This window comes from Polaromonas sp. CG_9.5 (assembly GCF_035984465.1).
Taxonomy (GTDB): Bacteria; Pseudomonadota; Gammaproteobacteria; order Burkholderiales; family Burkholderiaceae_C; genus Polaromonas.
Genome location: NZ_JAXCHR010000004.1, coordinates 192,719 through 216,555, shown reverse-complemented (window position 1 = coordinate 216,555; position 23,837 = coordinate 192,719). Strand labels below are relative to the sequence as shown.

The window sequence follows — 23,837 nt, the reverse complement described above, 5'->3', positions numbered from 1 at the left end:
ACACATGTCAAAAAGGCTTCAAAACCGAAGTCTTGAAGCCTTTTTAAGCTATCTCAATCCAGGACTGAGAATGCTGTTTTTTGCGGGCCATTGGCCTGCAGTGAAATAGCAGGGCTTAGTAGCCGCCGCGTCCACCGCCACCGCCGCCACCGGAGCGTCCGCCGCCAGCGCCGCCGCCGCCGTACGGGCTACGAAAACCACCGTCGCTGCCGCCGCCGGAAGAGCGTCCACCACCGCCGCCGTATCCGCCACCACCGCCGCCGCCTGCGCCGCCGCCGTATCCACCGCCGCCGCCTGAGCCACCACCGTAGCCGCCACCGCCGCCACCGAAGCCGCCGGTACGTGGAGGACGTGCTTCCATCGGACGGGCTTCATTGACAACGACGCTACGGCCGCCCAAAGGCTGACCGTTCATGCCGTTGATGGCAGCTTGTGCTTCTGCGTCGCTAGCCATTTCAACAAAGCCGAAGCCTTTTGAACGACCGGTATCGCGTTCCATCATGACTTTAGCGCTGGTGACACCGCCAAATTGACCAAAAGATTGTTGCAGATCTTCGTCACGCACCGAGTAAGGCAGGTTGCCGACGTATAGTTTGTTGCCCATTAAGGGACTCCTCTAAAACACATAAATAAAAGCGATGGGGTCTCGAAAGCACAACAAATCTTGAACGTATCGCTGTGGCGCGCGAAACTGACCTATCACCTAACAAGTGCGAGTTTTCAACTCGCACTCGCATATTATGCGCCACCCATTAAAAACGCAAGCAGGCGATTTTTTTGTCCATGACCTCGTTTCTGAAAAGCGTATTCCTTGCTGATGGGTTCAATTCAGACAAGGAAAACGGAAATAAAAAGACATCAAGAGCGCGCTGAATACTCGAATTTAAACAAGAGCTAATCCCTCTGGCGCACAACGGCCAAAGCATCACGGGGGTGGCGCGTGCCTTGGGGCTGGTCGACCCAATGCCGTCCAATCCGGTCAAAGTACATCAGCAATCAAAACTCCAGAGCGGCAATAGCAAGCGCATCGGCATTGGTTCTGCGACTTCGCTGGCCTCTGCGACAAAACCAAGGCGGATCATGCGTTTGCCTTAATGTCTACTCATGGTTTATTCAGTTCCTTGATCTTGCGGTAAAGCGAGCGCTCGCTGATACCCGGCTTGCGTTAAGCGGCTACGCGCTGCAGCGAAGCTCGGTTCGAGCCAGGTTATTGAAGAAAACGCTCTCCAGTTGATTGGATTTTTCAGCCTTCATTCGTGACCGCCATAGCGCCTGACGATCCGGTTTTGCAGTGGCATGGTCAAGAAAGCAATTGATGCAAATAGTAAATGAGCTCTGCAATACAGGCGCAAGCTTCAAAAAACCACGCTTGGAACGCCGTACTCTGTCAGGCAGCCTCCATTTTTGGTAATTTAGCCCATTTTTATATCAAAAAGACCTGTTGTGCATATCCGGCGTGCGTAAGCAGCTATGAATTAAATAGCAAATTTCAGTGAGATTTATGCCCGTCAAAAAATCAGTTGCAGACCCTGCTTTGACCCTTCTTGAATAAGCGAGCCAACATGATGCAAGTCCCGACCATTCAATCGTTTTTTGACCCTGACACGTCCACTGTCACCCACGTCGTGTCCGGCCCGGCGACGGAGCGCGCGGCCATCATCGACAGTGTGCTGGACTACGACCCCAACTCGGGCCGCACTTCGCACACCAGTGCCGACAAGGTAATGGCCTATATCCAGCAAGCCGGACTGACGGTCGACTGGCTGCTGGAAACCCACGCGTGGTTCCGGCCCCTGCGCAAATCATGGCCTGGGACGGTGAGGGGTTGCTTGACCAACGCAGCGGCTATCGGGGGTTGGCTCACCTCACGCCATACTCAACCCGACTTAACGCAACCTTGGAGAACCTATGAAAGCATTTCAGGACTATTACCCCGAAAATCTGGCGCATTGCTACGGCTGCGGCCGGCTGAACGCGCAGGGCCACCAGATCAAGACTTACTGGGACGGCGACGAGACGGTCACGCGGTTTACGCCGGAGGCTTGGCACACCGCCGTTCCGGGTTTTACCTACGGCGGGCTGATTGCTTCGCTGATCGACTGCCACAGCACCGGTACGGCTGCTGCCGCCATGTACCGTGCGCAAGGGCGCGACATGGACACGCTGCCGGCTTTTCGCTTTGTCACCGGCTCGCTCAAGGTGGACTTTCTGAAGCCCACGCCGATTGCAAGTGCGATGGAAATTCGCGGCCGCGTGAAGGAAATCAAGGGCCGCAAAGTCATCGTTGAAACCACCGTGTGGGTCGATGGCGTCGCTACCGCGCGCGGGGACGTGGTAGCGGTGCAAATGCCGGAGAACTTTGGCACATAACGCATTTAAAACGCCGCTTGCTGTATCGGCATCCTGGCGCAAACAGGGCAGCGGCTGCGGGCCGCGTGCGATCAGCTCGCCTGCGCGTGGAATGCCTTGTTGGCGATTTTCCAGCCTTGCGCGGTCTTGAGCAGCAAGAAGTAATCGATAAAAGTGACCGCGCCATGCACCAGCGTAATCTTTGCGCTGGCAGCGGTGCCGCCAATGTCGATGGCGTCAATCGTGCGGCGGCGCGTGGCTTCGTCGGCGGCAGGCGTGCCCTTGAAGCGCAGGCAGTATTCCTCCATCGACCAGGAAGTCAGCGGGCCTTCGCGCACGCTTTCTATGTGGGCCGAAGCCATGAACGCCTGGCGCATGTGGGCGGCGTCATCGGTCGCGTGGCCCAGCATATAGTGTTCGAGCGGCACGCGCACGGCGGCTTCTTCGGGGTGGTGGGTCAAGCAGTGGGGGGCGGTTGTTGTGGTCATGGGTATCCTGGGGTTTGAATGTGGGCCAGTGGCTGCCAGGGTGAATGACAGCCACGGCTGGCGGCGGCTAAATCTGTTGTTTTGCAGATTCTTTTGCAAGCCATGAAATGCGGGTTTATGACGCCAGGCAGGTTGCCGGCATGTGCCTTGAGAGCAGCAGCAAGGTCAGATACCCACCTGCTGAACAATCGCCATGGCGAATTTTCCGCCCCCGACGGACCAGTCGGAGTAGTCGTTTTCGTGCATGAAAATGAACACGTCGCTGGGCGCTATGCCGGCATTTTTTTCCAGATTTTGCGCAACGCTGGCATAAAGCGCGCGCTTCATGGCGTCGCTGCGGCCACGGCGCAGGGTGATGTCAATCACCACCACGCCGTCAGAGCGGGCCACGCCATTAAACGTACGGCTGTAAAAAAACTGCTGCGCATCGTAGTCAGTCACGAGGTTGAACAACTCGTCGGCGGGCATGCCGATGCTGTCCACCAGCGCTTGGTGAATACCGTCGACGATGCTTTGTCGCTGGGCGGCAGGCGTGTCCTTGTGAACACAGGTACGGATGAATGGCATGACTACTTCTTCAGATTGATGTTGAAAAATCGGCCGACACTGGCGCGGTCAGCGAGCCGCCTGTGAGGGCGGCTCCACTGTGCAAATTGCGGCCAGGCCACCGATTCAGTAATGCTTACTTCAGCATTTCAAGCAGCGTGCGCGCAACCACCTTGGTGGCGCGGCGCAGGTCTTCGAGCACCAGATGCTCGTCGGCGCGCTTGGCATTGCTTTCAAACACGGTGCGCGGGCCAGCGCCATAGATGGCCGACGGCACGCCCGCCGCGCCGAACAGGCGCACGTCGGTGTACAGCGGCGTGCCGGAGGTAGGGATCGGCTCGCCCATCACCTGTTCGCCATGCTTTTGCAGCGCTTGCACCAGTTCGGCATTGCGTGCATCAGGCTTCCACGCCTCGGCCATCAACAGGCGCTTGATCTCGACCGTGATGCCGGGCCGGGTGGCGGCGGCCTCGGCGATGACGCGGCGCACGGTGGCTTCGACCTCGACCGGGTTTTCCTCGGGAATCATGCGGCGATCCAGCTTGAACACAACCTTGCCGGGCACCACGTTGGTGTTCGTGCCACCTTCGATGCGGCCGACATTGAGGTAAGGGTGCTCGATGCCGTCGAAGCTGGAGGTGACCGACTGGTACAGCTCGTTTTGCTGATACAGCGCGTTCAGGATGGCGGTCGCGCCCTGCAGCGCGTCAATGCCGGTGTGGGGAATGGCGGCGTGCGCCATCTTGCCGTGGACGGTGACTTCCATTTGCAGGCAGCCGTTGTGGGCCGTGATGACTTCGTAGGAAAAGCCGGCCGCAATCAGGAAATCGGGCTGTGTCAGCTTGTTGCGCAGCAACCAGCCGGGGCCAAGTTCGCCGCCAAATTCCTCGTCATACGTGAACAGCAGCTCGACGCCGCCCTTGAGCGGCACGCTAAGGGCTTCCAAGGCACGAACGGCAAAGGTGTAGCTGGCAAAGTCGCACTTGCTGACTGCCGAGGCGCGGCCATAAAGCTTGCCATCGACGATTTCAGCGCCATACGGGTCGTGCGTCCAGCCGTCGCCGGGCGGCACCACGTCGCCGTGTGCATTCAGGGCGATGGTGCGGCCTTCGCCATACTTTCGCCGAACGACCAGGTTGGTGATCGACTCCATGCCGTAGTCTTTGACTTCCTGGGCCGGCACTGCGTGCTTTTCCACTTCAAAGCCGAAGTCCTGGAGCAGTTCGGCAGTGCGCTCGGCGTGCGGCGCATTGTTGCCGGGTGGCGTGTCGGTGGGCACGCGCACCAGTTGCTGCAGGAACTGCACTTCTTCGTCAAAGTGCGCGTCGATCCAGGCGTCAAGCGCGGTGTTGTGGGTGTTGTCAGTGGCGTTCATGGTTGTTCCGTGGCAAGTTGTTCAAGCAGATTCTGGAAGGCGCGCACACACAGGTCGGTGTCGTCGTTGGTGATGGATTCGAGCGGGTTGTGGCTGATGCCGGCGTTCAGGCCGCGCAAAAACAGCATCGCCTGCGGCATGATTTCGTGCAGCTTCATGGCGTCGTGACCCGCGCCGCTGGGCATGCGAAACACGGGCAGGCCCAGTGTCTCGACAGCGCGTTCCCAGCGGTGCTGCCATTCGGGCGCGCTCGGCGCGGCGGCGGCGCGCATGGTTTCTTCGAGCTTGTAATGCACGCCGCGCCGCTCGCAAAGGGCTTTCAGCGCGTTGCGAATGTCGGCGGCGCAGGCATCGCGCACTTCATTGGTGGTAGCGCGAATGTCCAGGCTGAACTTGCAGCGGCCCGGCACGACGTTGATCGAGCCGTTGGGCACTTCCAGCATGCCGACTGTGCAAACCAGATGCGGCACGCTGGCGCCGCGCTGCTCGACATACAGCGCCAGCTCGGCGGCGGCGGTGGCCGCGTCGCGGCGGCGGTCCATCGGCGTGGTGCCGGCGTGGCTGGCCATGCCGATGATCTCGCCCACGTAGCGCACGCTGCCGTTGATCGAGGTCACGATGCCCAGCGGCAGGTCGACTTCGTTCAGCACCGGGCCTTGCTCTATGTGTACTTCGACAAAGCCAAGGTAGTTGGCGGGGTCGCGCTGTAGTTTGGGAATATCGTCAATGCACAGGCCGGCATGGTTGATGGCCTCGCGCATGGTGATGCCGTTGGCATCTTTCTGGTCTAGCCAGGTCATGTCAAAGTGGCCGGTCAATGCGCCCGAGCCCAGAAACACGGCCTTGTAGCGCTGGCCTTCTTCTTCGGCAAAACCGACGACTTCAAAGCCGAACGGCAGCCGGCGTCCCTGGCGGTGCAACTCGCGCACGCAGGCCATCGGTACAAAAATCCCCAGGCGGCCGTCGTACTTGCCGCCATTGCGCACGGTGTCAAAGTGCGAGCCGGTCAGCAGGCGCTTAGCCTTGGGGTCGGTGCCGTGGTAGACGCCGACCACGTTGCCGACCGCGTCAATCGACACTTCGTCAAAGCCGCAGTCCTCGCGCATCCAGTGCGACAGGCGCTGGGCGCAGGCACGGTGTGCATCGGTCAGGTAAGTCACCGTCAGCTCGCCGCGCTCGGCGTAGCCGGGGTCGCTGTGGGTGCTGAGCCGCTCATGCCAGTCCCACACCAGGTTGCCCAGGTCAGGCGAGTGGCCGAACTTGTCGTTCAGGCGAATTTCGGCAATGCGGTGGATGTTGCGCAGGCACTCGGCCAGCTCAAAATCAGGGTGGTTGTCCAGCCGGCGCGCAAAGGTCGCGATGATCTCGGCCTTGGGCAGGCCCAGGCCGCGCGGACCGCGCACCGCCAGGATGAAGGGAAAGCCAAACCGCGCGTTGTAGTCGGCATTGAGCTGCTGGATTTGCGCAAATTCTTCAGGCGTGCAGTCGGTCAGGCCGGCCTTGCCTTGCTCGTTGGTCGACTCGGCGGTCAGCGTCTTGCTGACCATCGCCTTGCCGGCCAATTCAGGGTGGGCGCGAACCAGCGCCAGCTGGGGTTCCCGTCCGGCATCGCGCACCACTTGAACCAACGCCAGCTTGAGCTGGTCCAAGCCAAGGAAAGGGCGTTGGGCCCAGGCTTGCTCTGCAATCCAGGGCGAATGTTCATAAGTGCCGTCCAGCAACTGGACGAATTCGGCCTGCGAGGCGGCATTGAGTTGAATCAAGGTGATCATTGGGCGGGCCAGATGAAGGCGGTGTCAGGGTTGAAGGGATGCGCCGCTTTCCAGTGGCGCGCAATGTCGATGCGCCGCGTCACCCAGACGCGGTCGTGTTGCTCGATGTGGTCCAAAAAGCGCTGCAGCGCGCGCATCCGGCCCGGGCGGCCCAGGATGCGGCAATGCATGCCGATGCTCAGCATGGCCGGCCGCTCGTCGCCCTCGGCATACAGCACGTCAAAGCTGTCGCGCAGGTAGGTGAAAAAATCATCGCCCTGCGAAAACCCCTGCGGCAGCGCAAAGCGCATGTCGTTGGTGTCCAGCGTGTAGGGCACCACCAGCTGCGGTGCCAGCGCGCCGTCGGTTTTTTCAACCTGCAGCCAGAACGGCAGGTCGTCGCCGTAGTAGTCGCTGTCGTATTCAAAGCCGCCGAAGTCTGCGACCAGGCGGCGCGTGCGCGGGCTGTCGCGCCCGGTGTACCAGCCCAGCGGCCTTTCGCCGGTGATGCGCTCGATGGCGGCCATGCCTTGCGCCATGTGCTCGCGCTCAGTCGCTTCGTCAATGCCCTGGTAGTTGATCCAGCGCCAGCCGTGGCAGGCGATCTCGTGGCCGAGTTCCTGAAAAGCCGCCGTCACTTCGGGGCAGCGCTCCAGCGCCATTCCAACACCGAATACCGTCAGCGGCAAACCGCGCCTTTCAAACTCGCGCAGCAAGCGCCACACGCCGGCGCGCGCGCCGTATTCGTAGATGCCTTCCATGCTCAGGTGGCGCTCGGGGTAGGCCGGCGGGCTGGCCATTTCGGACAAAAACTGCTCGCTGCCGGCGTCGCCATGCAGCACCGAGTTCTCGCCGCCTTCTTCATAGTTCAATACGAACTGCACCGCAATGCGGGCGCGGCCCGGCCAGTTGGCCTGCGGCGGGTTGCGGCCGTAGCCGGCCAGGTCACGCGGGTAAGCGCGAAGAAGGGGGGTGTCAACATTCATGCAAAGGTCAATCAAAGAGGCCGAAGTGCATCGGCAAGGTCTGTGGAATTGGGGTTGAGCCGCAGGTTGCGCTCGACGTTGGCAATGTGGTGCTCCATCAGCCGAACCGCCGTACGCGCATCGTGCTTTTCGAGCGCGTCCACGATGTGCAGGTGCTCGTCCTGGGAATGCACCGCCGAATGGGCGGACTGGTACATCAGCGAAATCAGCGACGAGCGGCTGAGCAGGTCGGCCAGCAACTGGGCCAATACCTCATTGCCCAGCAGGCGCGCCAGCAGCACGTGAAAGTCGGCCAGCAACCGTGTGCGGCCCGACACATCGGTGCGCCTGACGGCTTCCTGCTCGTTACGCAGGTGGGCGCGCAGTTGCGCAATTTGTCCATCGGTGATTTGTGCGCAGAGCTGGCGCACCATCGCTGATTCGATCATGGCGCGCACTTCAAACACCTGGCGGGCTTCCTCGATGCTGGGCATGGCGACGGACGCGCCCCGTGCCGGCTCCAGAACCACCAGATGCTCGCGGCTGAGCTGATTCAATGCCTGGCGCACGATGGTGCGCGAGACGTCAAAAATGTCAGCGATTTTTTGCTCGGTGAGCTTGGTGCCCGGCATCAACCGGCGCTCAACGATGGCGGCCGTGATGGACTCCACGATGCGTTGCGTCGAGCCGGGCCGCGCCGCCTGTTCCTTGGCCCCGACGACCTGAAGATGGTGAAGACGTTTCATAAATGTGTGTGCTTGGCTGTTCGTTGGTGTTTTCAAAGTGTATACAATTTATTTCAGTGAAACAAGTTTTTATCACTTCCACGGCCCTGATGTTCGGGAAGCGTGTCAGTTTCGTTGTGTTTTAAAAAAAGGAGAATTTTTATGGGCCATCTCAGTACCCATGTGCTTGACACCATGAACGGTTGCCCTGCTGCCGGCATGCAGGTGACACTGCAGCGCGTCAAAGGCGAAAGCTTCGAGACCCTCAAAACCCTCACCCTGAATGCCGATGGCCGCAACGCGGGCGGGCCGCTGCTGGACGCCAGCGTCATGGCTGTCGGGCGTTACCGCCTGCAGTTCGAGGTGGCGGCGTACTTTCGCGCCCGTGGCGTCGTGCTGCCAGAGCCGGCCTTTGTCGATGTCGTGCCAATTGATTTCGGCATCTCCGACGCGCAGGGCCATTACCACGTGCCCTTGCTGGTGACGCCCTGGACTTACTCGACGTACCGGGGTTCCTGAGCGTCGGCAGGTGGGCCGGGTTGTTGTTTGTTGTGCGACATGGCAATGTTTTTTACACCACACCGGGAAAACCCTATGAATCTGCGGATTAAAAAGTGTATACATTAATTCCACGTCGCCGCGGAGCCCGAGTCGGTCAGTCTTTTTAAGACTGGTTAACCCGGTTGCGATGTCCACTCCTTAGAGAGCCCGCAGTGGTAAGGAGAAAGCGCAGTGCATGGCGGCTGCGCACTCCTCGACTGTGAGCGTGAAAATGGATACTACCTACCTTCTCGACTGGGCCAACCTGCTGCTGCGCTGGGTCCACGTCATCACGGCGATTGCCTGGATTGGCTCGTCGTTCTACTTTGTCTTTCTGGACAGCAGCCTGACCAAACCCGAAGACCCTGACCTGGTCAAAAAAGGTGTTGACGGCGAACTGTGGGCAGTTCACGGCGGTGGCTTTTACCACCCACAAAAATACCTGGTCGCGCCCAAGCAGATGCCGCAGAACCTGCACTGGTTCTACTGGGAAAGTTATTCCACCTGGCTGACCGGCTTTGCGCTGTTCACGGTGCTCTACCTGTTCAACGCCGCCACTTTTCTGGTCGACAAGAGCGTGTATGACTGGTCTGCCGGCGCGGCCATCGGCGCGGCGCTGGGCTTTCTGGTGGCGGGCTGGGTGGTGTATGACACCATCTGCCGCACCTTTGGCCGGCGCAAGAACGGTGACTTGATCGTTGGCGCCGGGCTGCTGATCTTTGTGATGTTCGCGGCCTGGCTGGCCTGCCACCTGTTTGCAGGCCGTGCGGCCTTCTTGCTGGTCGGCGCCATGCTGGCCACCACCATGAGTGCCAACGTCTTTGTCTGGATCATTCCCGGCCAGCGCAAGGTCGTGGCCCAGCTGAAAGCCGGCCTGCCGGTTGACCCGGTCTATGGCTGGCGCGCCAAGCAGCGCAGCGTACACAACACCTATTTCACGCTGCCAGTGCTGATTGCCATGCTGTCCAACCATTACGGCTGGCTGTATTCGGCCAAGGGCAACTGGCTGGTGCTGGTGGCTTTGATGCTGGCGGGCGCGTTGATTCGCCACAGCTTCGTGGCCCGGCACAAGGCCGGCGTGCAGGGCAAGCGTGCCCCTTGGGAATATGCAGCGCTGGGCGTAGCCATGCTGGTCGGACTGATCGTGTGGATGGCGCCTGCGCCTCCGTCGGCTGCTGCCGTTGCTGCTGCAGGCAAGCCGGTCAGTTTTGCTGAAGTCAAGTCCGTCATCGACCAGCGCTGCGTGTTGTGCCACAACGCACAGCTGCAAAGCAAGGGCGTGGCTCTGCATACCCCCGAGCTGATCAAGCAGCATGCCCAGGCGCTGTACCAGCAGGCGGTCGTGCTCAAGATCATGCCCATGAACAACGCTACGCAGATCACCGACGACGAGCGCGCCGTGCTCAAACGCTGGTTTGAAGCCGGCGCGTCAACCAACTGAGTTCATCCGGTCGTCCGGCGACTCGGCACGCAGCCCTTTGCAGGCTGTGCGCCGGCGGCCCTCTGCATTTCCCGTGCCTGACAAAAATATGAAAAAGGAGACAAACATGAACCCCAATACCGTCCATCCGGTGGACGAAATACTGCCCACCCCACGCCTTGCGGCGCTCGGTCTGCAACATGTGATGGTGATGTATGCAGGCGCCGTCGCGGTGCCGCTGATCGTCGGTCGCGCGCTGAAGCTCTCGCCCGAGCAGGTCACGATGCTGATCTCGGCCGATCTTTTTTGCTGTGGCCTGGTCACGCTGATCCAGTCGTTTGGCCTGACTCGCTGGTTCGGCATCAAGCTGCCGGTGATGATGGGCGTGACCTTCGCCGCCGTCGGGCCAATGGTGGCGATTGCCAATGCCGTGCCCGGCATAGAGGGCGCGCGGGCCATCTTTGGCGCGGGTATCGGCTCGGGGGTTCTTGCGATCTTGATTGCGCCGCTCATGAGCCGGCTGTTGCGCTTTTTTCCGCCTGTGGTCACGGGTGCCATCATTGCCATCATCGGCATCAGCCTGATGCGCGTGGGCGTGGGCTGGGCGTTGGGCGGGCCGGCCAATCTGGCGCAAAGCGTTGACGTTCCCCAACTGGTCGCGATGGTTGACAGTGCCAAGGCCACCGCCGCCGCTGCGGCCAGCGCGCTGCCCGCCGGCGCTGCCACCCCGATGCTCAAACTGGGCCCGATTCCGATGATCGACAGCCTGACCTACGGTGCGCTGGACAATCTGGCGATTGCCGCGTTCGTGATGGTGGTGGTGCTGCTGCTGGTGAAATTCACGCGCGGCTTTATCTCCAACATCTCGGTGCTGCTTGGCATGGCGTCCGGTTGCGCCGTCGCCATTGCCATGGGCAAGATGAATTTCGACAAGGTCGGCAAGGCGCAGTGGTTTGACGTGGTCACGCCCTTCGCCTTTGGCTTTCCGACCTTTGACATCGTCATGATTCTCACCTTCACGGTCGTGATGATCGTGGTGATGATCGAGTCCACCGGCATGTTTTTGGCGCTGTCCGACATGACCGACAAGCCCATCAACCAGGACCAGCTCGCTGCCGGACTGCGCACTGACGGCTTAGGCACGGTGATTGGCGGTATTTTCAATACGTTCCCGCACACCAGCTTCTCGCAGAACGTTGGACTGGTCGCCGTGACCGGCGTGAAGAGCCGCTGGGTTTGTGTGGCCGGCGGCCTGATCATGGTCGTGCTGGGCATGCTGCCAAAAATGGCCGCGTTCGTCGAAGCCATTCCGCTGTTCGTGCTGGGCGGCGCTGGCCTGGTGATGTTCGGCATGGTGGCTGCCACCGGCATCCGCATCCTGTCGACGGTGGACTACAAAACCAATCGCTTCAACCTCTATATCGTGGCGTTGTCCATCGGCTTTGGCCTGGTGCCGCTGGTGGCACCGCGCTGGAGCCAGCAGATGGCGCACAGCCTGCATCCGCTGCTGGAGTCGGGCATCTTGCTGACCGCCATTTCGGCCGTGTTGCTCAATGTGTTTTTCAACGGCAAGGGCGAAGAGTCCGACGGCATGGTGGCGCACTGAGTGCCGGCCATCGCTGCTTCCTGATCATTCAAAAAATTAACCTGAAAACAAAGAGACTCATCATGAAAAATATTTATCGCACTGGCGTAGCCGCCTTGCTCGCCGTTACCGCTTTGGGCGCGCAGGCCCAAAGCTCAGTCACCCTGTTCGGCCTGGTCGACATGAGTGTTGGCTCGAACAAAGCACCAGGCGGCCTGCGCCAGACCGGTGTGGACAACGGCAAGATGACTACCAGTTACTTCGGCATGCGTGGCTCTGAAGACCTGGGCGGCGGTTTGTCTGCCGTGTTCCGTCTTGAAGGTTTCTTGCAGGCCGATACCGGCGCTTCGGGCCGCTTTGCGGGCGACACACTGTTTTCGCGCACTGCCTCGGTGGGCTTGTCGAGTAAAAGCTGGGGCACGTTGACGCTGGGGCGCAACACCACGCCGTTGTTCATCTCCACCGTGTCGTTCAACCCGTTTGGCGACTCTTACGGCTACGCCCCCAGCACCCGTCACTACTTCACCAGCGGCACCGTCACTGGCGACTCGGCCTGGAACAACTCGGCGCTTTACACCAGCCCCGAGTTTGGCGGCTTCAGGTTCGGCGTGATCGGCGCTGCTGCGGCGACCAAGAGCACGGGCGCGGGTTCGAGCAACGGCTCGAACTGGGGCGCGAACGTCGGTTATGCCGGCGGCCCGTTGTCTGCTGCGCTGGTCTACCAGTCGGTCAAGAAAGACGAAACACGGCCCGTGCCTGCAGCAGTGCAGAACGACACGCGCACCTGGCAGCTCAATGGTGCTTATGACTTCACGGTTGCCAAGGCGTTTGCCCAATACGGCGAAGTCAAGAACACGACGACTGACAACAGGTACCGCATTTCCGAACTGGGCGCGCGCGTGCCGGTCGGTGCGGGCGCCGTACTGGCTGCGTGGGGCCGTGTAGCGCCAAAAACCGGCCCTGACCGCAATACGGTTTCCCTGGGCTACGACTACAACCTGTCCAGGCGCACCGATATTTACGCCGTGGCCATGCGCGACAAGCTTGACAACCTTTCTGCGGGCAGCAGCTATTCGGTGGGCGTGCGCCACCGCTTCTGAACCCCCCTAACCGCTGGCCCAAAAAGTGTTGCGTTTGCCTTCAGACCGCGCCCCGCGCACCGAGCAACAGGTGCGCATTGACCTGGCGGCCGCTTACCGGCTGGCCGCGCTGGCAGGTTGGGACGATACCGTCTACACCCATCTCTCGGCCACTGTGCCGGGCGAGCCGGGCGTCTACCTGATCAACGAATTCGGACTGGGTTTTGACGAGATCACCGCTTCCAGTCTGGTCAAGGTCAACCTGCGCGGCGAAGTGGTTGACGGCTCAGGCCGGGCCATCAACCCGACCGGCTTCACCATTCATGGCGCGGTGCATGCGGCCCGGCCAGACGTTGAATGCGTGATTCATCTGCACGCGCCCTGGGGTGTGGCGCTGGCGATGCTGCCCGAGGGCTTGCGGCCCACCTCGCAATGGGCAATGCGGCTGCATGGCCGGCTCGGTCGCCACGCCTATGAAGGGCTGGCGCTGGGCGCTGAAGAACAGCAACGCCTTGTGCTCAATCTGGGCCAGCTTGACGGCTTGATCCTCGAAAACCACGGCACGCTCACCGTAGGCCGCAGCGTGGCCGAAGCCTTCATGCTGATGCATGTGCTTGAGCGGGCAGCGCAGGCGCAATTGCAGGCCATGGCGGCCACCGGCGGGCATATATCAGTGGCCAGCGACGAACTTGCAAACCGCACCTACCGCCAATGGGTGGGCGATGGCAGCGAGTGGGATGGCGACGTGGAATGGCCCGCGCTGCTGCGCCGCACCGACCGCTTGTCGCCGGGCTACCGTGACTGAACCGGGTTTTTGCGCCCCGGGTGGTTTGACCCTGCCCGATTGGCTGGCAATCACCGGACGCAAAAAAGCAATATTTTGCTATTTAATTAATAGCTGATTGCACATATGCAGCGTGCACAACAGACCGTTTTGATATAAAAACTTCGTTTTTTGGGCAGGTTGACCTCGCTCTGATGCGGCAGGGGCTGGTTTTGCGCTGAGCGGGTAATGGGTGTCCGGGCAGCTGTCCGGATTGTGTAATGGGGCGCAAGTTCTGCGCAGGGTTCAACATTCCAGCGAGTAAATCATGAAATCAGCCTTGATCGCCTTCCTCCTGTCCAGCTTCGGTGCCTGCGCTGTGGCGCAATCCGCCAGCGACATTCTCATCGGCGTCAGTTTGCCTTTGTCCGGCCCTGGCGCGGCAGCCGGCAAAGAAGGGCAGACCGTCATGCAGGCTTACATCGACTCAGTCAACAAGGCCGGCGGCATTCAGGGCAAGCGCATCGCGCTGCGGGTGCTGGACGACGAATTCAACCCGAAAAAAGCGGCCGACAACGCACGCCAGCTGGCCAGCGAGAAGGTGGTGGCCTTGTTCAATTGCTGGGGCTCGGCCAGTTGCAACGCGATGCTGGCTGTGGCCAACGAAAAAAGTGTGCCGCTGATTGCGGGCATCGCCGGTTCGGGCTTGATGCGTACCCAGCCGGGTCGTTTTGTGTTCAACGTGCGGCCCACCACGGGCGCAGAAGTTGCGCGCATGGTCGACCAGATGGTCGTGGGCGGCCAGACGCGCATTGCTGTGGTTTACCAAAAGGATGATTTCGGCCAGAGCGCCCTGGCTGCAGCCCAGGAGGTGATGGCCAAGGCCGGCATCAAGCCGACCGTCGAGGTGGCGTTGGCGGCTGACGCATCCGACGTGCCTGCCGTGCTGGGCGCGCTGAAAAAGGCCGCGCCCAATGGCGTCGTGCTGCTGGCCTCGTCCAGCTCCACCGTGGCACTGATTACGCAGGCACGCCGCAGCGGGTTGAGCGTGCCGATCTACAACCTCGCCGCGCAGGCCAACCAGCGGGTCGCGACCGATCTGGGCGAGTACACGGGCAATGTGATTTTCACCACCGTCGTGCCCAGCCCGGTACGCGTCGCCTTGCCGGTGGTTAACGAATACCGCAAGCTCTATGGGGCGGTCAGCGGCAGCAGCGACTTCTCTTACCTCGGACTGGAGGTCTTCATCAACACCAAGATACTGGTCGAAGGGCTGCGAAATGCCGGGCGTGACCCCAGTCGCGAAAGCCTGGTCAGCGGGCTTGAAAGCATGGGCACAAAAACCTTTGGCGATGCCGTCTCGGTCAAATATGCCCCCAACCGCCGGGAAGGCTCGGGCTTCGTGGGGTTGACCATCGTTGACCGGCAAGGACACTTCCGGGAATAGCCCGCGTACAGGCATCGTCTGAAGCGCACGCTTTTTTCGCCATTACAGCGCGCCCGCCGTTCACTATTCCGCCGGATAGTCCGATGAATTTTGCTGCACTGCCTCGCCTGTGCGAGGCGCCTGACGCCACCAGTCGCCCGCCAGCGACTGCTGCAAAAAGGTGCTGAAGCTGGTCACCTTCAGCGGCACCAGCTTGGGCGACGGAAACACGGCATGCACTTCCTGCTCGGGCAGCCCGTGGTCGGCCAGCACGGGCACGACAGCGCCGTCGGCCAGCGACTTGCGCGCCACGTACCAGGGCAGCACGGCCAGGCCCATGCCGGCGCGCGCCGCTGCCAGCACGGCGGATAGATTGTTCGAGCGCATCGGGCCTTTGACGGGCACCGACAGCTTCTGGCCCGCTGGCGTGCGCAGGCTCCAGCGGTCGTCGCCCTGTACGCTGCTGTAGACCACGCAGTCGTGCGCCGCCAGGTCGGCTGCGCTGGCCGGCGTGCCGCGCGCTGCCAAATAAGGCGGCGCTGCCACCATCAGCCAAGGATTGGTGCCCAGGTAACGCGCGCCCAGGGTTGAGTCGGCCATCGGCCCCATGCGGATGGCCAGGTCCACGCCTTGCTCAACCAGATTCACGTAATGGTCATCAAAGGTCAGGTCCAGCGTGATGTCGGGGTGTTGCTGCATGTAGCGCAGCACCAGCGGCACCACCACGCGCCGCCCGAACGCCACCGAAGTGCTGACGCGCAGGTGGCCGCCAACCTTGCTTTGCAGCAGCGTGGCCAGGTTGTCGGCTTCCTCGATCTCGCGGGCGATCAGCTTGCATTTTTCGTAATACAGCGCGCCCACCTCGGTCAGCGTCACGCCGCGTGTCGAACGGTGCAGCAGCCGCGCGCCCAGGCGCTGCTCCATCGCAGCGACGGCCTTGGTGGCTGTGGGCTGGGTGATGCCGGTCTCGATGGCCGCCTTGCTGAAGCTGCCGGTCTCGACGACGCGAATAAAAAGGGCAATGCCGGTGACGCGATCCATGGCCTTGACTGTAAACCCGTTTGGCTTGTCTATTCCACCAGGGAATAGGTCTTATCGACGCAATGGGATTCACAAGTACACCTGCCAAAGGAATGATGGAGCCATCTAAACAAGGAGCAAGCAATGGCAAAAATGAAGGCCGCAATGGCCGCCGTACTGGTGATGGAAAAAGAAGGCGTGACACAGGCTTTTGGCGTGCCCGGCGCAGCCATCAATCCGCTGTATGCAGCGATGCGCGACCACCCGGCAATTGCGCACATTCTGGCGCGCCACGTCGAGGGTGCCTCACACATGGCCGAAGGCTACACCCGCGCCAAAGCGGGCAATATCGGCGTGTGCATCGGCACCTCCGGCCCGGCTGGCACCGACATGATCACCGGCCTGTATTCGGCCCAGGCCGACAGCATTCCTATTTTGTGCATCACCGGCCAGGCACCGCGTGCACGCATGCACAAGGAAGACTTCCAGGCGGTGGACATTGAGTCCATCTCCAAGCCGGTCACCAAGTGGTCGACCCGCGTGATGGAGCCGGCCCAGGTGCCGCGCGCCTTCCAGCAGGCTTTTCATCTGATGCGCTCAGGCCGCCCCGGCCCGGTGCTGATCGACCTGCCGTTTGACGTGCAGATGGCCGAGATCGAATTCGACATCGACACCTACGAGCCGCTGGCCGTTTACAAGCCGACAGCGAGCCGCAAGCAGATCGAAAAAGCGCTTGAAATGCTGATGACCGCCGAGCGCCCGCTGATCGTTTCTGGCGGCGGCGTCATCAACGCCGATGCGTCGGACTTGCTGGTCGAGTTTGCTGAACTGACCGGCGTGCCAGTCATTCCCACGCTGATGGGCTGGGGCACGATTCCCGATGACCATCCGCTGATGGCCGGCATGGTGGGTCTGCAAACCAGCCACCGCTACGGCAACGCCACCATGCTCGCCAGCGATTTTGTGCTGGGCATCGGCAACCGCTGGGCGAACCGCCACACCGGCTCGCCCGAGGTGTATTGCAAGGGCCGAAAGTTCATCCACATCGACATCGAGCCGACACAGATTGGCCGCGTGTTCGCGCCTGACTACGGCATTGTGTCGGACGCCAAAGTTGCGTTGCAGTTGCTTGTTGAAGTTGCCCGCGAGTGGAAGCAGGCCGGCAAGCTGAGCAACTGGTCGGGTTGGGCGAAAGAATGCCTGGCCCGCAAGTCGTCGGTCGACTACCTGCGCAAAACCAATTTCGACACCGTGCCGATGAAGCCGCAGCGCGTCTACCAATGCATGATCAATGCGTTTGGCAAGGATGTCTGCTACATCTCGACCATCGGTTTGTCGCAGATTGCCGGCGCGCAATTCCTGCATGTTTACAAGCCGCGCCACTGGATCAACTGCGGCCAGGCCGGCCCGCTGGGCTGGACGCTGCCCGCCGCGCTGGGTGTGCGCGCCGCCGACCCGACACGCAAGATTGTGGCGCTTTCGGGCGACTACGACTTCCAGTTCATGATCGAAGAGCTGGCCGTCGGTGCGCAGTTCAAGCTGCCCTACATCCACATGGTGGTGAACAACAGCTACCTGGGCCTGATTCGCCAGTCGCAGCGCGGCTTCACGATGGACTACTGCGTGCAGCTGGGCTTTGAGAACATCAATTCGCCCAACCTCGAAAATTACGGCGTCGACCACATGAAGGTCGTCGAAGGCCTGGGCTGCAAGGGCATCCGCGTGTACCGCCAAGAGGAACTGGCGCCCGCCATCAAGCAGGCCGAAGCCTGGATGGCCGAGTTCCAGGTGCCGGTCGTGATCGAGGTCATGCTTGAGCGTGTCACCAACATCTCGATGGGCACCGAAATCGACAACATCAACGAGTTTGAAGAACTCGCCACGGATCGGGTCGATGCGCCCACCGCTGTTTCGATGCTCGACTGAAGGAGATCTTGATGCCCAAGTTTGCCGCCAACCTCACGATGCTTTTCACCGAGCATCCTTTTCTTGACCGTTTCGAGTACGCTGCCAAGGCAGGCTTCAAAGCCGTGGAATTTTTGTTCCCATATGCCTGGCCGGCTGAAGAAATCCGCCAGCGCCTGGATGCCAATAACCTGACCTTGGTGTTGCACAACCTGCCTGCCGGTGACTGGGATGCAGGCGAGCGCGGCATTGCCTGCCTGCCGGAGCGGGTGGCTGAATTCCGCGAAGGCGTGGCCAAGGCCATCGTTTATGCCAAGGCACTGGGCGTGAAGCAGCTCAACTGCCTGGCTGGTAAAGCGCCCGAAGGCGTTGCCGATGATGTGCTGCGCCAGACGTTTGTCGAGAACCTGCGCTTTGCCGCCGCCGAGCTGAAGAAGGCCGGTCTGCGCTTGTTGATCGAGCCGATCAACACCTTCGACATTCCGGGCTTTTACCTCAATCGCACCACCCAGGCGGTGTCGATTCTGGTCGAAGTCGGCGCTGACAACGCCTTCGTGCAGTACGACATCTACCATGCCCAGCGCATGGAAGGCGAGCTGGCCGCGACGATGCAGAAGTACTTGCCGCGCATCGGCCACATCCAGCTGGCCGACAACCCCGGGCGCAACGAGCCGGGCACCGGCGAAATCAACTACGCCTTTCTGTTCGCACACCTGGAACGCATCGGCTACGACGGCTGGATCGGCTGCGAATACAAGCCCGCCACCACGACCGAGGCCGGACTCGGCTGGCGCGATCAGTTTGCCGGTTAATCAATCACCACAAAAAGGAGAACACATCATGACTTCACAACCCCTCAAAATCGGTTTCGTCGGCCTCGGCATCATGGGCGCGCCCATGGCCAGCCACCTGATCCAGGCCGGTCACCAGCTGTTTGTCTACACGCTGGGCAAGATGCCTGAAGCGATTGCCAGCAGCAGCGCGACCCAATGCACCAGCGCACGCGGCGTGGCCGAGCGCGCCGACATCATCATCGTGATGGTGCCCGACACCCCTGACGTAGAGGCAGCGCTGTTCTCGGAAAAAGGCATTGCCGCCGGGCTGACCGCCGGCAAGGTGGTGGTGGACATGAGTTCGATCTCGCCGATTTCAACCAAGACGTTTGCGCAAAAAATTAACGCACTGGGCTGCGATTACCTGGACGCACCCGTGTCCGGCGGCGAAGTCGGTGCCAAGAACGCGACGCTGTCGATCATGGTCGGCGGCCCGGAGGCGACGTTCGAGCGCATCAAGCCTTTGTTCGAGCTGATGGGCAAGAACATCACGCTGGTCGGCGGCAACGGTGACGGCCAGACCGCCAAGGTCGCCAACCAGATCATCGTCGCGCTGAACATTGAAGCAGTAGCCGAAGCGCTGCTGTTTGCAGCTCGTGCCGGTGCCGATCCGGCCCGCGTGCGCCAGGCGCTGATGGGCGGATTCGCTTCCTCCAAAATTCTGGAGGTGCATGGCGACCGCATGGTCAAGCGCACGTTTGATCCGGGCTTTCGCATCGAGCTGCACCAGAAGGACTTGAACCTGGCGCTGTCCAGCGCCCGCGCGCTGGGTGTGGCCCTGCCCAACACCGCGATGGCGCAAGAGTTGTTCAACTCCTGCGTCGCCTATGGCGGCAAGGCCTGGGACCATTCGGCGATGGTCAAGGCGCTGGAGAAGATGTCGAACTTCGAGATTGGCCAGAAGGCTGAATAAAAAAGTGACGAACTGACCGAACCCGCGCCACCATGAAAACCCCCGACGTGTCTTTTGCCAAACAACAGGCGTTGCTGCGCCGCATGTTCGACGCCGCCATTGCCTCGGCCCAGCCGGCGCTTTGCATTCCTGCCCATCTGCCGGATCCGCAAAGCCTTGGGAAAGGCCGATTAATCGTGATTGGCGCCGGCAAAGCGTCGGCGGCGATGGCCCGGGCCGTCGAAGATAATTGGCCGGCTCCGCTGTCTGGTCTGGTGGTGACGCGCTACGGTTATGGCGTGCCGTGCGAACGCATCGAAATCGTCGAAGCCGCTCATCCGGTGCCCGACGCCGCCGGTGAGGTCGCCGCCCAGCGCATGCTGCAACTGGTGCAGGGACTGACGGCTGACGACCTGGTGCTGTGCCTGATTTCCGGCGGCGGCTCCTCGCTGCTGCCGCTGCCGTTGCCCGGCTTGAGCCTGCAACACAAGCAGGACATCAGCCGCGCGCTGCTGAAGTCCGGCGCAACCATCAGCGAGATGAACTGCGTACGCCGCCATCTCTCGGCCATCAAGGGCGGGCGACTGGCTGCGGCCTGCCATCCGGCCAAGGTGCTGACGCTGCTGATTTCCGACGTGCCCGGCGATGACCCGATGGACATTGCCTCGGGCCCGACCGTGGCCGACCCGACCACCTGTGAAGATGCGCTGGCCGTGATTCGCCGCTACAACATTGACGTGCCAGCCAAAGTCATGGCTGTCTTGCAAAGCGGCCGGGGCGAATCCATCAAGCCGGGCGACCCACGCCTGGCGGGCACCGAAGTGCGCATGATTGCTACGCCCCAAATGGCGCTGGAAGCGGCTGCAACCGTCGCTGCCAATGCGGGTTACACCGCCTATATCCTGGGCGATGCACTCGAAGGCGAAGCGCGGGATGTGGGCAAGGTGCTGGCCGGCATGGCGCTGCAGGTGGCCAGTCGCAGCCAGCCGTTTGAAGCGCCTTGTGTGCTGCTGTCGGGCGGCGAGACCACCGTCACCGTGCGCGGCAACGGCCGGGGCGGGCGCAATGTCGAGTGGCTGCTGGCGGCCGGCATCACCCTGAACGGCCATCCGCGCATTCATGCGATGGCGGGCGACACCGACGGCGTTGACGGACAGGAAGAAATCGCTGGCGCTTGCCTGGCACCCGATTCGCTGGATCGCGCCTGGGCGCTGGGCCTGCGGCCCAAAGACAGCCTGGCCAACAACGATGGCCACGGCTTTTTCCAGGCGCTGGGAGACTCGGTCATCACCGGCCCCACGCTGACCAATGTGAATGACTTTCGCGCCCTCCTTATCGACGCACCAACAGAGAACTAAAAAATGCGCAGAACCCGAAATGCCAAAATTGTGGCGACCCTTGGCCCCGCCAGCTCCGACAAAGACATCGTTCGCGGGCTGTTCATGGCCGGCGTCGATGTGTTCCGGCTGAACTTCAGCCACGGCAGCGCCGACGACCACCGCGCCCGCTTTGCGGTGCTGCGCGAACTGGAGCAGGAAACCGGCCGCCCCATCGGCATCCTGGCCGACCTGCAAGGCCCCAAGCTGCGCGTAGGCGTTTTTGCTGACGGCCCGGTCATGCTGGTTGAAGGTCAGCCTTTCCGCCTTGACCTGAATGAAGCGCCAGGCAACGGCCAGCGCGCTCGTTTGCCGCATCCCGAGATTTTTGCCGCCCTCGTGCCTGGCGCCGAGCTGCTGCTTGACGACGGCAAGCTGCGTCTGGAAGTCGTGAGCTGCGGCCCTGACTTTGCCGAAACCCGCGTGATGGTCGGCGGCAAGCTGTCCGAGCGCAAGGGCGTAAACGTTCCTGGCGTGGTGCTGCCCATCACCGCCCTGACCGAAAAAGACCGCCGCGACCTGGCGCTGGCACTGGAGCTGGGTGCTGACTGGATTGCCCTGTCTTTCGTGCAGCGTCCCGAGGACGTGTCCGAGGCGCGTGCGCTGATCGGGGACCGCGCTTCCATCGTCTCCAAGCTGGAAAAGCCATCGGCCATCGAGCGCCTGGACGAAATCGTCGCGCTGTCGGATGCCGTGATGGTGGCGCGCGGCGACCTGGGGGTTGAACTGCCCGCCGAACGCGTGCCGGCTATCCAGAAACGCATCATTCGCAGCGCCCGGCGCTTTGGCAAGCCCGTCATCGTGGCCACGCAGATGCTCGAATCCATGATTGACAGCCCGGTGCCCACCCGCGCCGAAGCGTCTGACGTGGCAACGGCCATTTACGACGGTGCCGACGCCGTCATGCTGTCCGCCGAATCGGCCTCGGGCAAGTTCCCGATTGAGGCGGTCAAGATGATGAACCGCATCATCGAGCAGGTCGAGGGCGACCCGCAATACCGCCAGTTGATTGACGCGTCGCACACCTCGGCCCGTCCGGGCGGCGATGTGGCAGAAGCCGTGTGCTGCGCCATGCGCCGCGCCGTCACCTTGCTGCAAGCGGCGGCCATCGTTTGCTACACCAGCTCGGGCCACACCAGCCTGCGCGCTGCGCGCGAGCGGCCCGAGTCGCCTATCCTGAGCCTGACGCCCGACATCGGCGTGGCGCGCCGCCTGGCGCTGGCCTGGGGCGTGCATTCGGTGCACATCGGCAATGTGTCCGATGTAGACCAGATGACCGAAACCGCCTGTGAAGTGGCGCGCAGCGAGAAGTTTGCTGCGGCTGGCCAGACCATCGTGGCGATTGCCGGCATGCCGTTTGGTACTCCTGGCACCACCAACCTGATCCGCATCGCCACGGTTTAAGCCGATTACCCACTGGAGCCTTTCCCCATGAGCCAGATCATCGGCCTTCGCGGCCTGGAAATCCTCGATTCGCGCGGCAACCCCACGGTTGCCGCTCAAGTCACCCTTGCCTGTGGTGCCACCGGTTATGCCGCAGCCCCGTCGGGCGCGTCCACCGGTTCGCGTGAAGCCATCGAACTGCGCGACGGCGATGCCGCGCGTTACGGCGGCAAAGGCGTTCGCACCGCCGTCAGCCATGTGAATGGCGAGCTTCGCGCCGCACTGCTGGGCCAGGACGCCAGCGACCAGGCCGCGCTGGATGCGCGCCTGATCCAGCTCGATGGCACACCGGGCAAATCCCGCCTGGGCGCCAACGCGCTGCTGGCGGTATCGCTTGCCACGGCGCGGGCTGCCGCTGCCAGCCAGGGTGTGCCGCTGTACCGCTATCTCGGGCGGCAGGACGCCTTCACCTTGCCGGTGCCGATGATGAACATCATCAATGGCGGCGCGCACGCCGACAACAACGTGGACATTCAGGAGTTCATGATCTTGCCCGTGGCCGCGCCCAGTTTTGCCGAAGGACTGCGCTGGGGCGTCGAGGTGTTTCATGCGCTCAAGTCCCAGCTCAAGGCGGCCGGCATGGCGACCTCGGTGGGCGACGAAGGCGGCTTTGCGCCCAACCTGCCGTCCAACACGGCGGCGCTGGACGTGATCTTGCAAGCGATTGAAAGCGCAGGCTTTCGGCCCGGGCGCGATATCTGGCTGGGTCTGGACGCTGCCAGCACCGAGTTTTTCCATGATGGCCAGTACGTTCTGGCGTCGGAAAACAAACGCTTTGACTCCGGCCAGTTTGTTGACTGGCTGGCCGGACTGGTGCGCCAGTACCCCATCGTGTCGATTGAAGACGGCATGGCCGAAGACGACTGGGCGGGCTGGAAGCTGTTGACCGACAAGGTCGGCCAGCAGGTTCAGCTGGTGGGCGACGATTTGTTTGTCACCGACACCGCCACCCTGAGCAAGGGCATTGCAGCCGGCGTGGCGAATGCCATCCTGGTCAAGCCGAACCAGATTGGCACGCTCAGCGAAACGCTGGCGGCGATTGAGCTGGCCACCCGCAGCGGTTACGCCGCCGTGGTGTCGCACCGCTCAGGCGAAACCGAAGACACGACCATTGCCGACATTGCCGTGGGCACGACAGCCACACAAATCAAGACCGGTTCGCTGTGCCGCTCCGACCGCGTCGCCAAGTACAACCGCCTGCTGGTGATTGAAGACGAACTGGGCAGCGCCGCTTCTTATGCCGGACTTGCGGCATTCGAGCGCTTCATCATTCCGGCTTAAATTCAAGTCAACGGTTTGAAGTCACCCTGCGCTGCATGTCGGCGCAGGGTTTTTTTTCGTAGCGGGAGTCATGGC

21 protein-coding genes are annotated in these 23,837 nt (G+C 61.8%); 13 read left to right on the top strand and 8 right to left on the bottom strand.

What is annotated here, in order from left to right; genetic code table 11:
- Positions 1-115: 115 nt before the first annotated feature.
- Positions 116-604 carry an RNA recognition motif domain-containing protein gene (locus RCH06_RS04985; protein ID WP_327080329.1) on the bottom strand — a complete coding sequence of 163 codons (489 nt, stop codon included), beginning with the start codon at positions 602-604 and terminating at the stop codon, positions 116-118.
- A gap of 1,304 nt (positions 605-1,908) precedes the next feature.
- Here RCH06_RS04985 and RCH06_RS04980 point away from each other — a divergent pair.
- Entirely contained in the window at positions 1,909-2,370 is a 462-nt protein-coding gene (locus RCH06_RS04980; RefSeq protein ID WP_327080328.1) for a PaaI family thioesterase, read from the top strand.
- 71 nt (positions 2,371-2,441) lie between these two features.
- Here the strand turns inward: RCH06_RS04980 and RCH06_RS04975 are convergent, their stop codons facing one another.
- The 6 genes from RCH06_RS04975 to RCH06_RS04950 form a co-directional block, all read right to left on the bottom strand.
- Entirely contained in the window at positions 2,442-2,837 is a 396-nt protein-coding gene (locus RCH06_RS04975; RefSeq protein WP_327080327.1) for a nuclear transport factor 2 family protein, read from the bottom strand.
- A 165-nt stretch (positions 2,838-3,002) separates the two neighbouring features.
- Entirely contained in the window at positions 3,003-3,404 is a 402-nt protein-coding gene (locus tag RCH06_RS04970) for a tautomerase family protein (protein WP_327080326.1), read from the bottom strand.
- A 115-nt stretch (positions 3,405-3,519) separates the two neighbouring features.
- Positions 3,520-4,758 (bottom strand): M20 family metallopeptidase, encoded by a 1,239-nt coding sequence (locus RCH06_RS04965; protein ID WP_327080325.1) that lies wholly within the window; start codon positions 4,756-4,758, stop codon positions 3,520-3,522.
- A complete protein-coding gene (gene uraD, locus RCH06_RS04960; protein WP_327080324.1) occupies positions 4,755-6,530 on the bottom strand; it encodes a 2-oxo-4-hydroxy-4-carboxy-5-ureidoimidazoline decarboxylase in 1,776 nt (591 codons plus the stop codon). Before uraD ends, RCH06_RS04965 begins: the two co-directional genes overlap by 4 nt.
- On the bottom strand, positions 6,527-7,495 hold the full coding sequence (gene puuE / locus RCH06_RS04955; protein WP_327080323.1) for an allantoinase PuuE: 969 nt from the start codon (positions 7,493-7,495) through the stop codon (positions 6,527-6,529). Before puuE ends, uraD begins: the two co-directional genes overlap by 4 nt.
- 11 nt (positions 7,496-7,506) lie before the next feature.
- Positions 7,507-8,220, bottom strand: coding sequence for a GntR family transcriptional regulator (locus tag RCH06_RS04950; protein WP_327080322.1), 714 nt, complete (start codon positions 8,218-8,220; stop codon positions 7,507-7,509).
- Between the two features lie 141 nt (positions 8,221-8,361).
- On the opposite strand from RCH06_RS04950, the gene uraH reads away from it, so the two are divergent.
- The 6 genes from uraH to RCH06_RS04920 all read left to right on the top strand — a co-directional run bounded on the left by uraH (position 8,362) and on the right by RCH06_RS04920 (position 15,033).
- Positions 8,362-8,718, top strand: a complete 357-nt coding sequence (uraH, locus tag RCH06_RS04945) for a hydroxyisourate hydrolase (RefSeq protein ID WP_327080321.1) — start codon at positions 8,362-8,364, stop codon at positions 8,716-8,718.
- A gap of 253 nt (positions 8,719-8,971) precedes the next feature.
- Complete coding sequence (locus tag RCH06_RS04940) at positions 8,972-10,180, top strand: urate hydroxylase PuuD (protein WP_327080320.1); 1,209 nt, start codon at positions 8,972-8,974, stop codon at positions 10,178-10,180.
- Positions 10,181-10,286: 106 nt separating this feature from the next.
- The gene (locus tag RCH06_RS04935; RefSeq protein WP_327080319.1) at positions 10,287-11,765 is read left to right on the top strand and encodes a nucleobase:cation symporter-2 family protein; all 1,479 of its coding nucleotides are present in this window, start codon (positions 10,287-10,289) and stop codon (positions 11,763-11,765) included.
- A gap of 62 nt (positions 11,766-11,827) precedes the next feature.
- Positions 11,828-12,844: a porin gene (locus tag RCH06_RS04930; RefSeq protein ID WP_327080318.1), complete on the top strand. Its 1,017-nt coding sequence runs from the start codon at positions 11,828-11,830 to the stop codon at positions 12,842-12,844.
- A gap of 28 nt (positions 12,845-12,872) precedes the next feature.
- Positions 12,873-13,628: a class II aldolase/adducin family protein gene (locus tag RCH06_RS04925; RefSeq protein WP_327080317.1), complete on the top strand. Its 756-nt coding sequence runs from the start codon at positions 12,873-12,875 to the stop codon at positions 13,626-13,628.
- A gap of 286 nt (positions 13,629-13,914) precedes the next feature.
- Positions 13,915-15,033, top strand: a complete 1,119-nt coding sequence (locus RCH06_RS04920) for an ABC transporter substrate-binding protein (protein WP_327080316.1) — start codon at positions 13,915-13,917, stop codon at positions 15,031-15,033.
- A gap of 63 nt (positions 15,034-15,096) precedes the next feature.
- On the opposite strand, the gene RCH06_RS04915 is transcribed toward RCH06_RS04920, so the two are convergent.
- Entirely contained in the window at positions 15,097-16,053 is a 957-nt protein-coding gene (locus tag RCH06_RS04915) for a LysR family transcriptional regulator (RefSeq protein ID WP_327080315.1), read from the bottom strand.
- A gap of 123 nt (positions 16,054-16,176) precedes the next feature.
- Here RCH06_RS04915 and gcl point away from each other — a divergent pair, with 123 nt between their 5' ends.
- From gcl to eno, 6 genes are read left to right on the top strand one after another with little or no spacing between them, the layout of a single operon-like run.
- Positions 16,177-17,958, top strand: coding sequence for a glyoxylate carboligase (gcl, locus tag RCH06_RS04910; RefSeq protein WP_327080314.1), 1,782 nt, complete (start codon positions 16,177-16,179; stop codon positions 17,956-17,958).
- 11 nt (positions 17,959-17,969) lie between these two features.
- Positions 17,970-18,749: a hydroxypyruvate isomerase gene (gene hyi / locus RCH06_RS04905; protein ID WP_327080313.1), complete on the top strand. Its 780-nt coding sequence runs from the start codon at positions 17,970-17,972 to the stop codon at positions 18,747-18,749.
- Positions 18,750-18,777: 28 nt separating this feature from the next.
- Entirely contained in the window at positions 18,778-19,683 is a 906-nt protein-coding gene (gene glxR / locus RCH06_RS04900; RefSeq protein ID WP_327080312.1) for a 2-hydroxy-3-oxopropionate reductase, read from the top strand.
- A gap of 32 nt (positions 19,684-19,715) precedes the next feature.
- Positions 19,716-21,020: a glycerate kinase type-2 family protein gene (locus RCH06_RS04895; RefSeq protein ID WP_327080311.1), complete on the top strand. Its 1,305-nt coding sequence runs from the start codon at positions 19,716-19,718 to the stop codon at positions 21,018-21,020.
- Between the two features lie 3 nt (positions 21,021-21,023).
- Positions 21,024-22,442 carry a pyruvate kinase gene (gene pyk / locus RCH06_RS04890; RefSeq protein ID WP_327080310.1) on the top strand — a complete coding sequence of 473 codons (1,419 nt, stop codon included), beginning with the start codon at positions 21,024-21,026 and terminating at the stop codon, positions 22,440-22,442.
- Positions 22,443-22,469: 27 nt separating this feature from the next.
- Positions 22,470-23,762, top strand: coding sequence for a phosphopyruvate hydratase (gene eno / locus RCH06_RS04885; protein WP_327080309.1), 1,293 nt, complete (start codon positions 22,470-22,472; stop codon positions 23,760-23,762).
- Positions 23,763-23,837 lie beyond the last annotated feature (75 nt).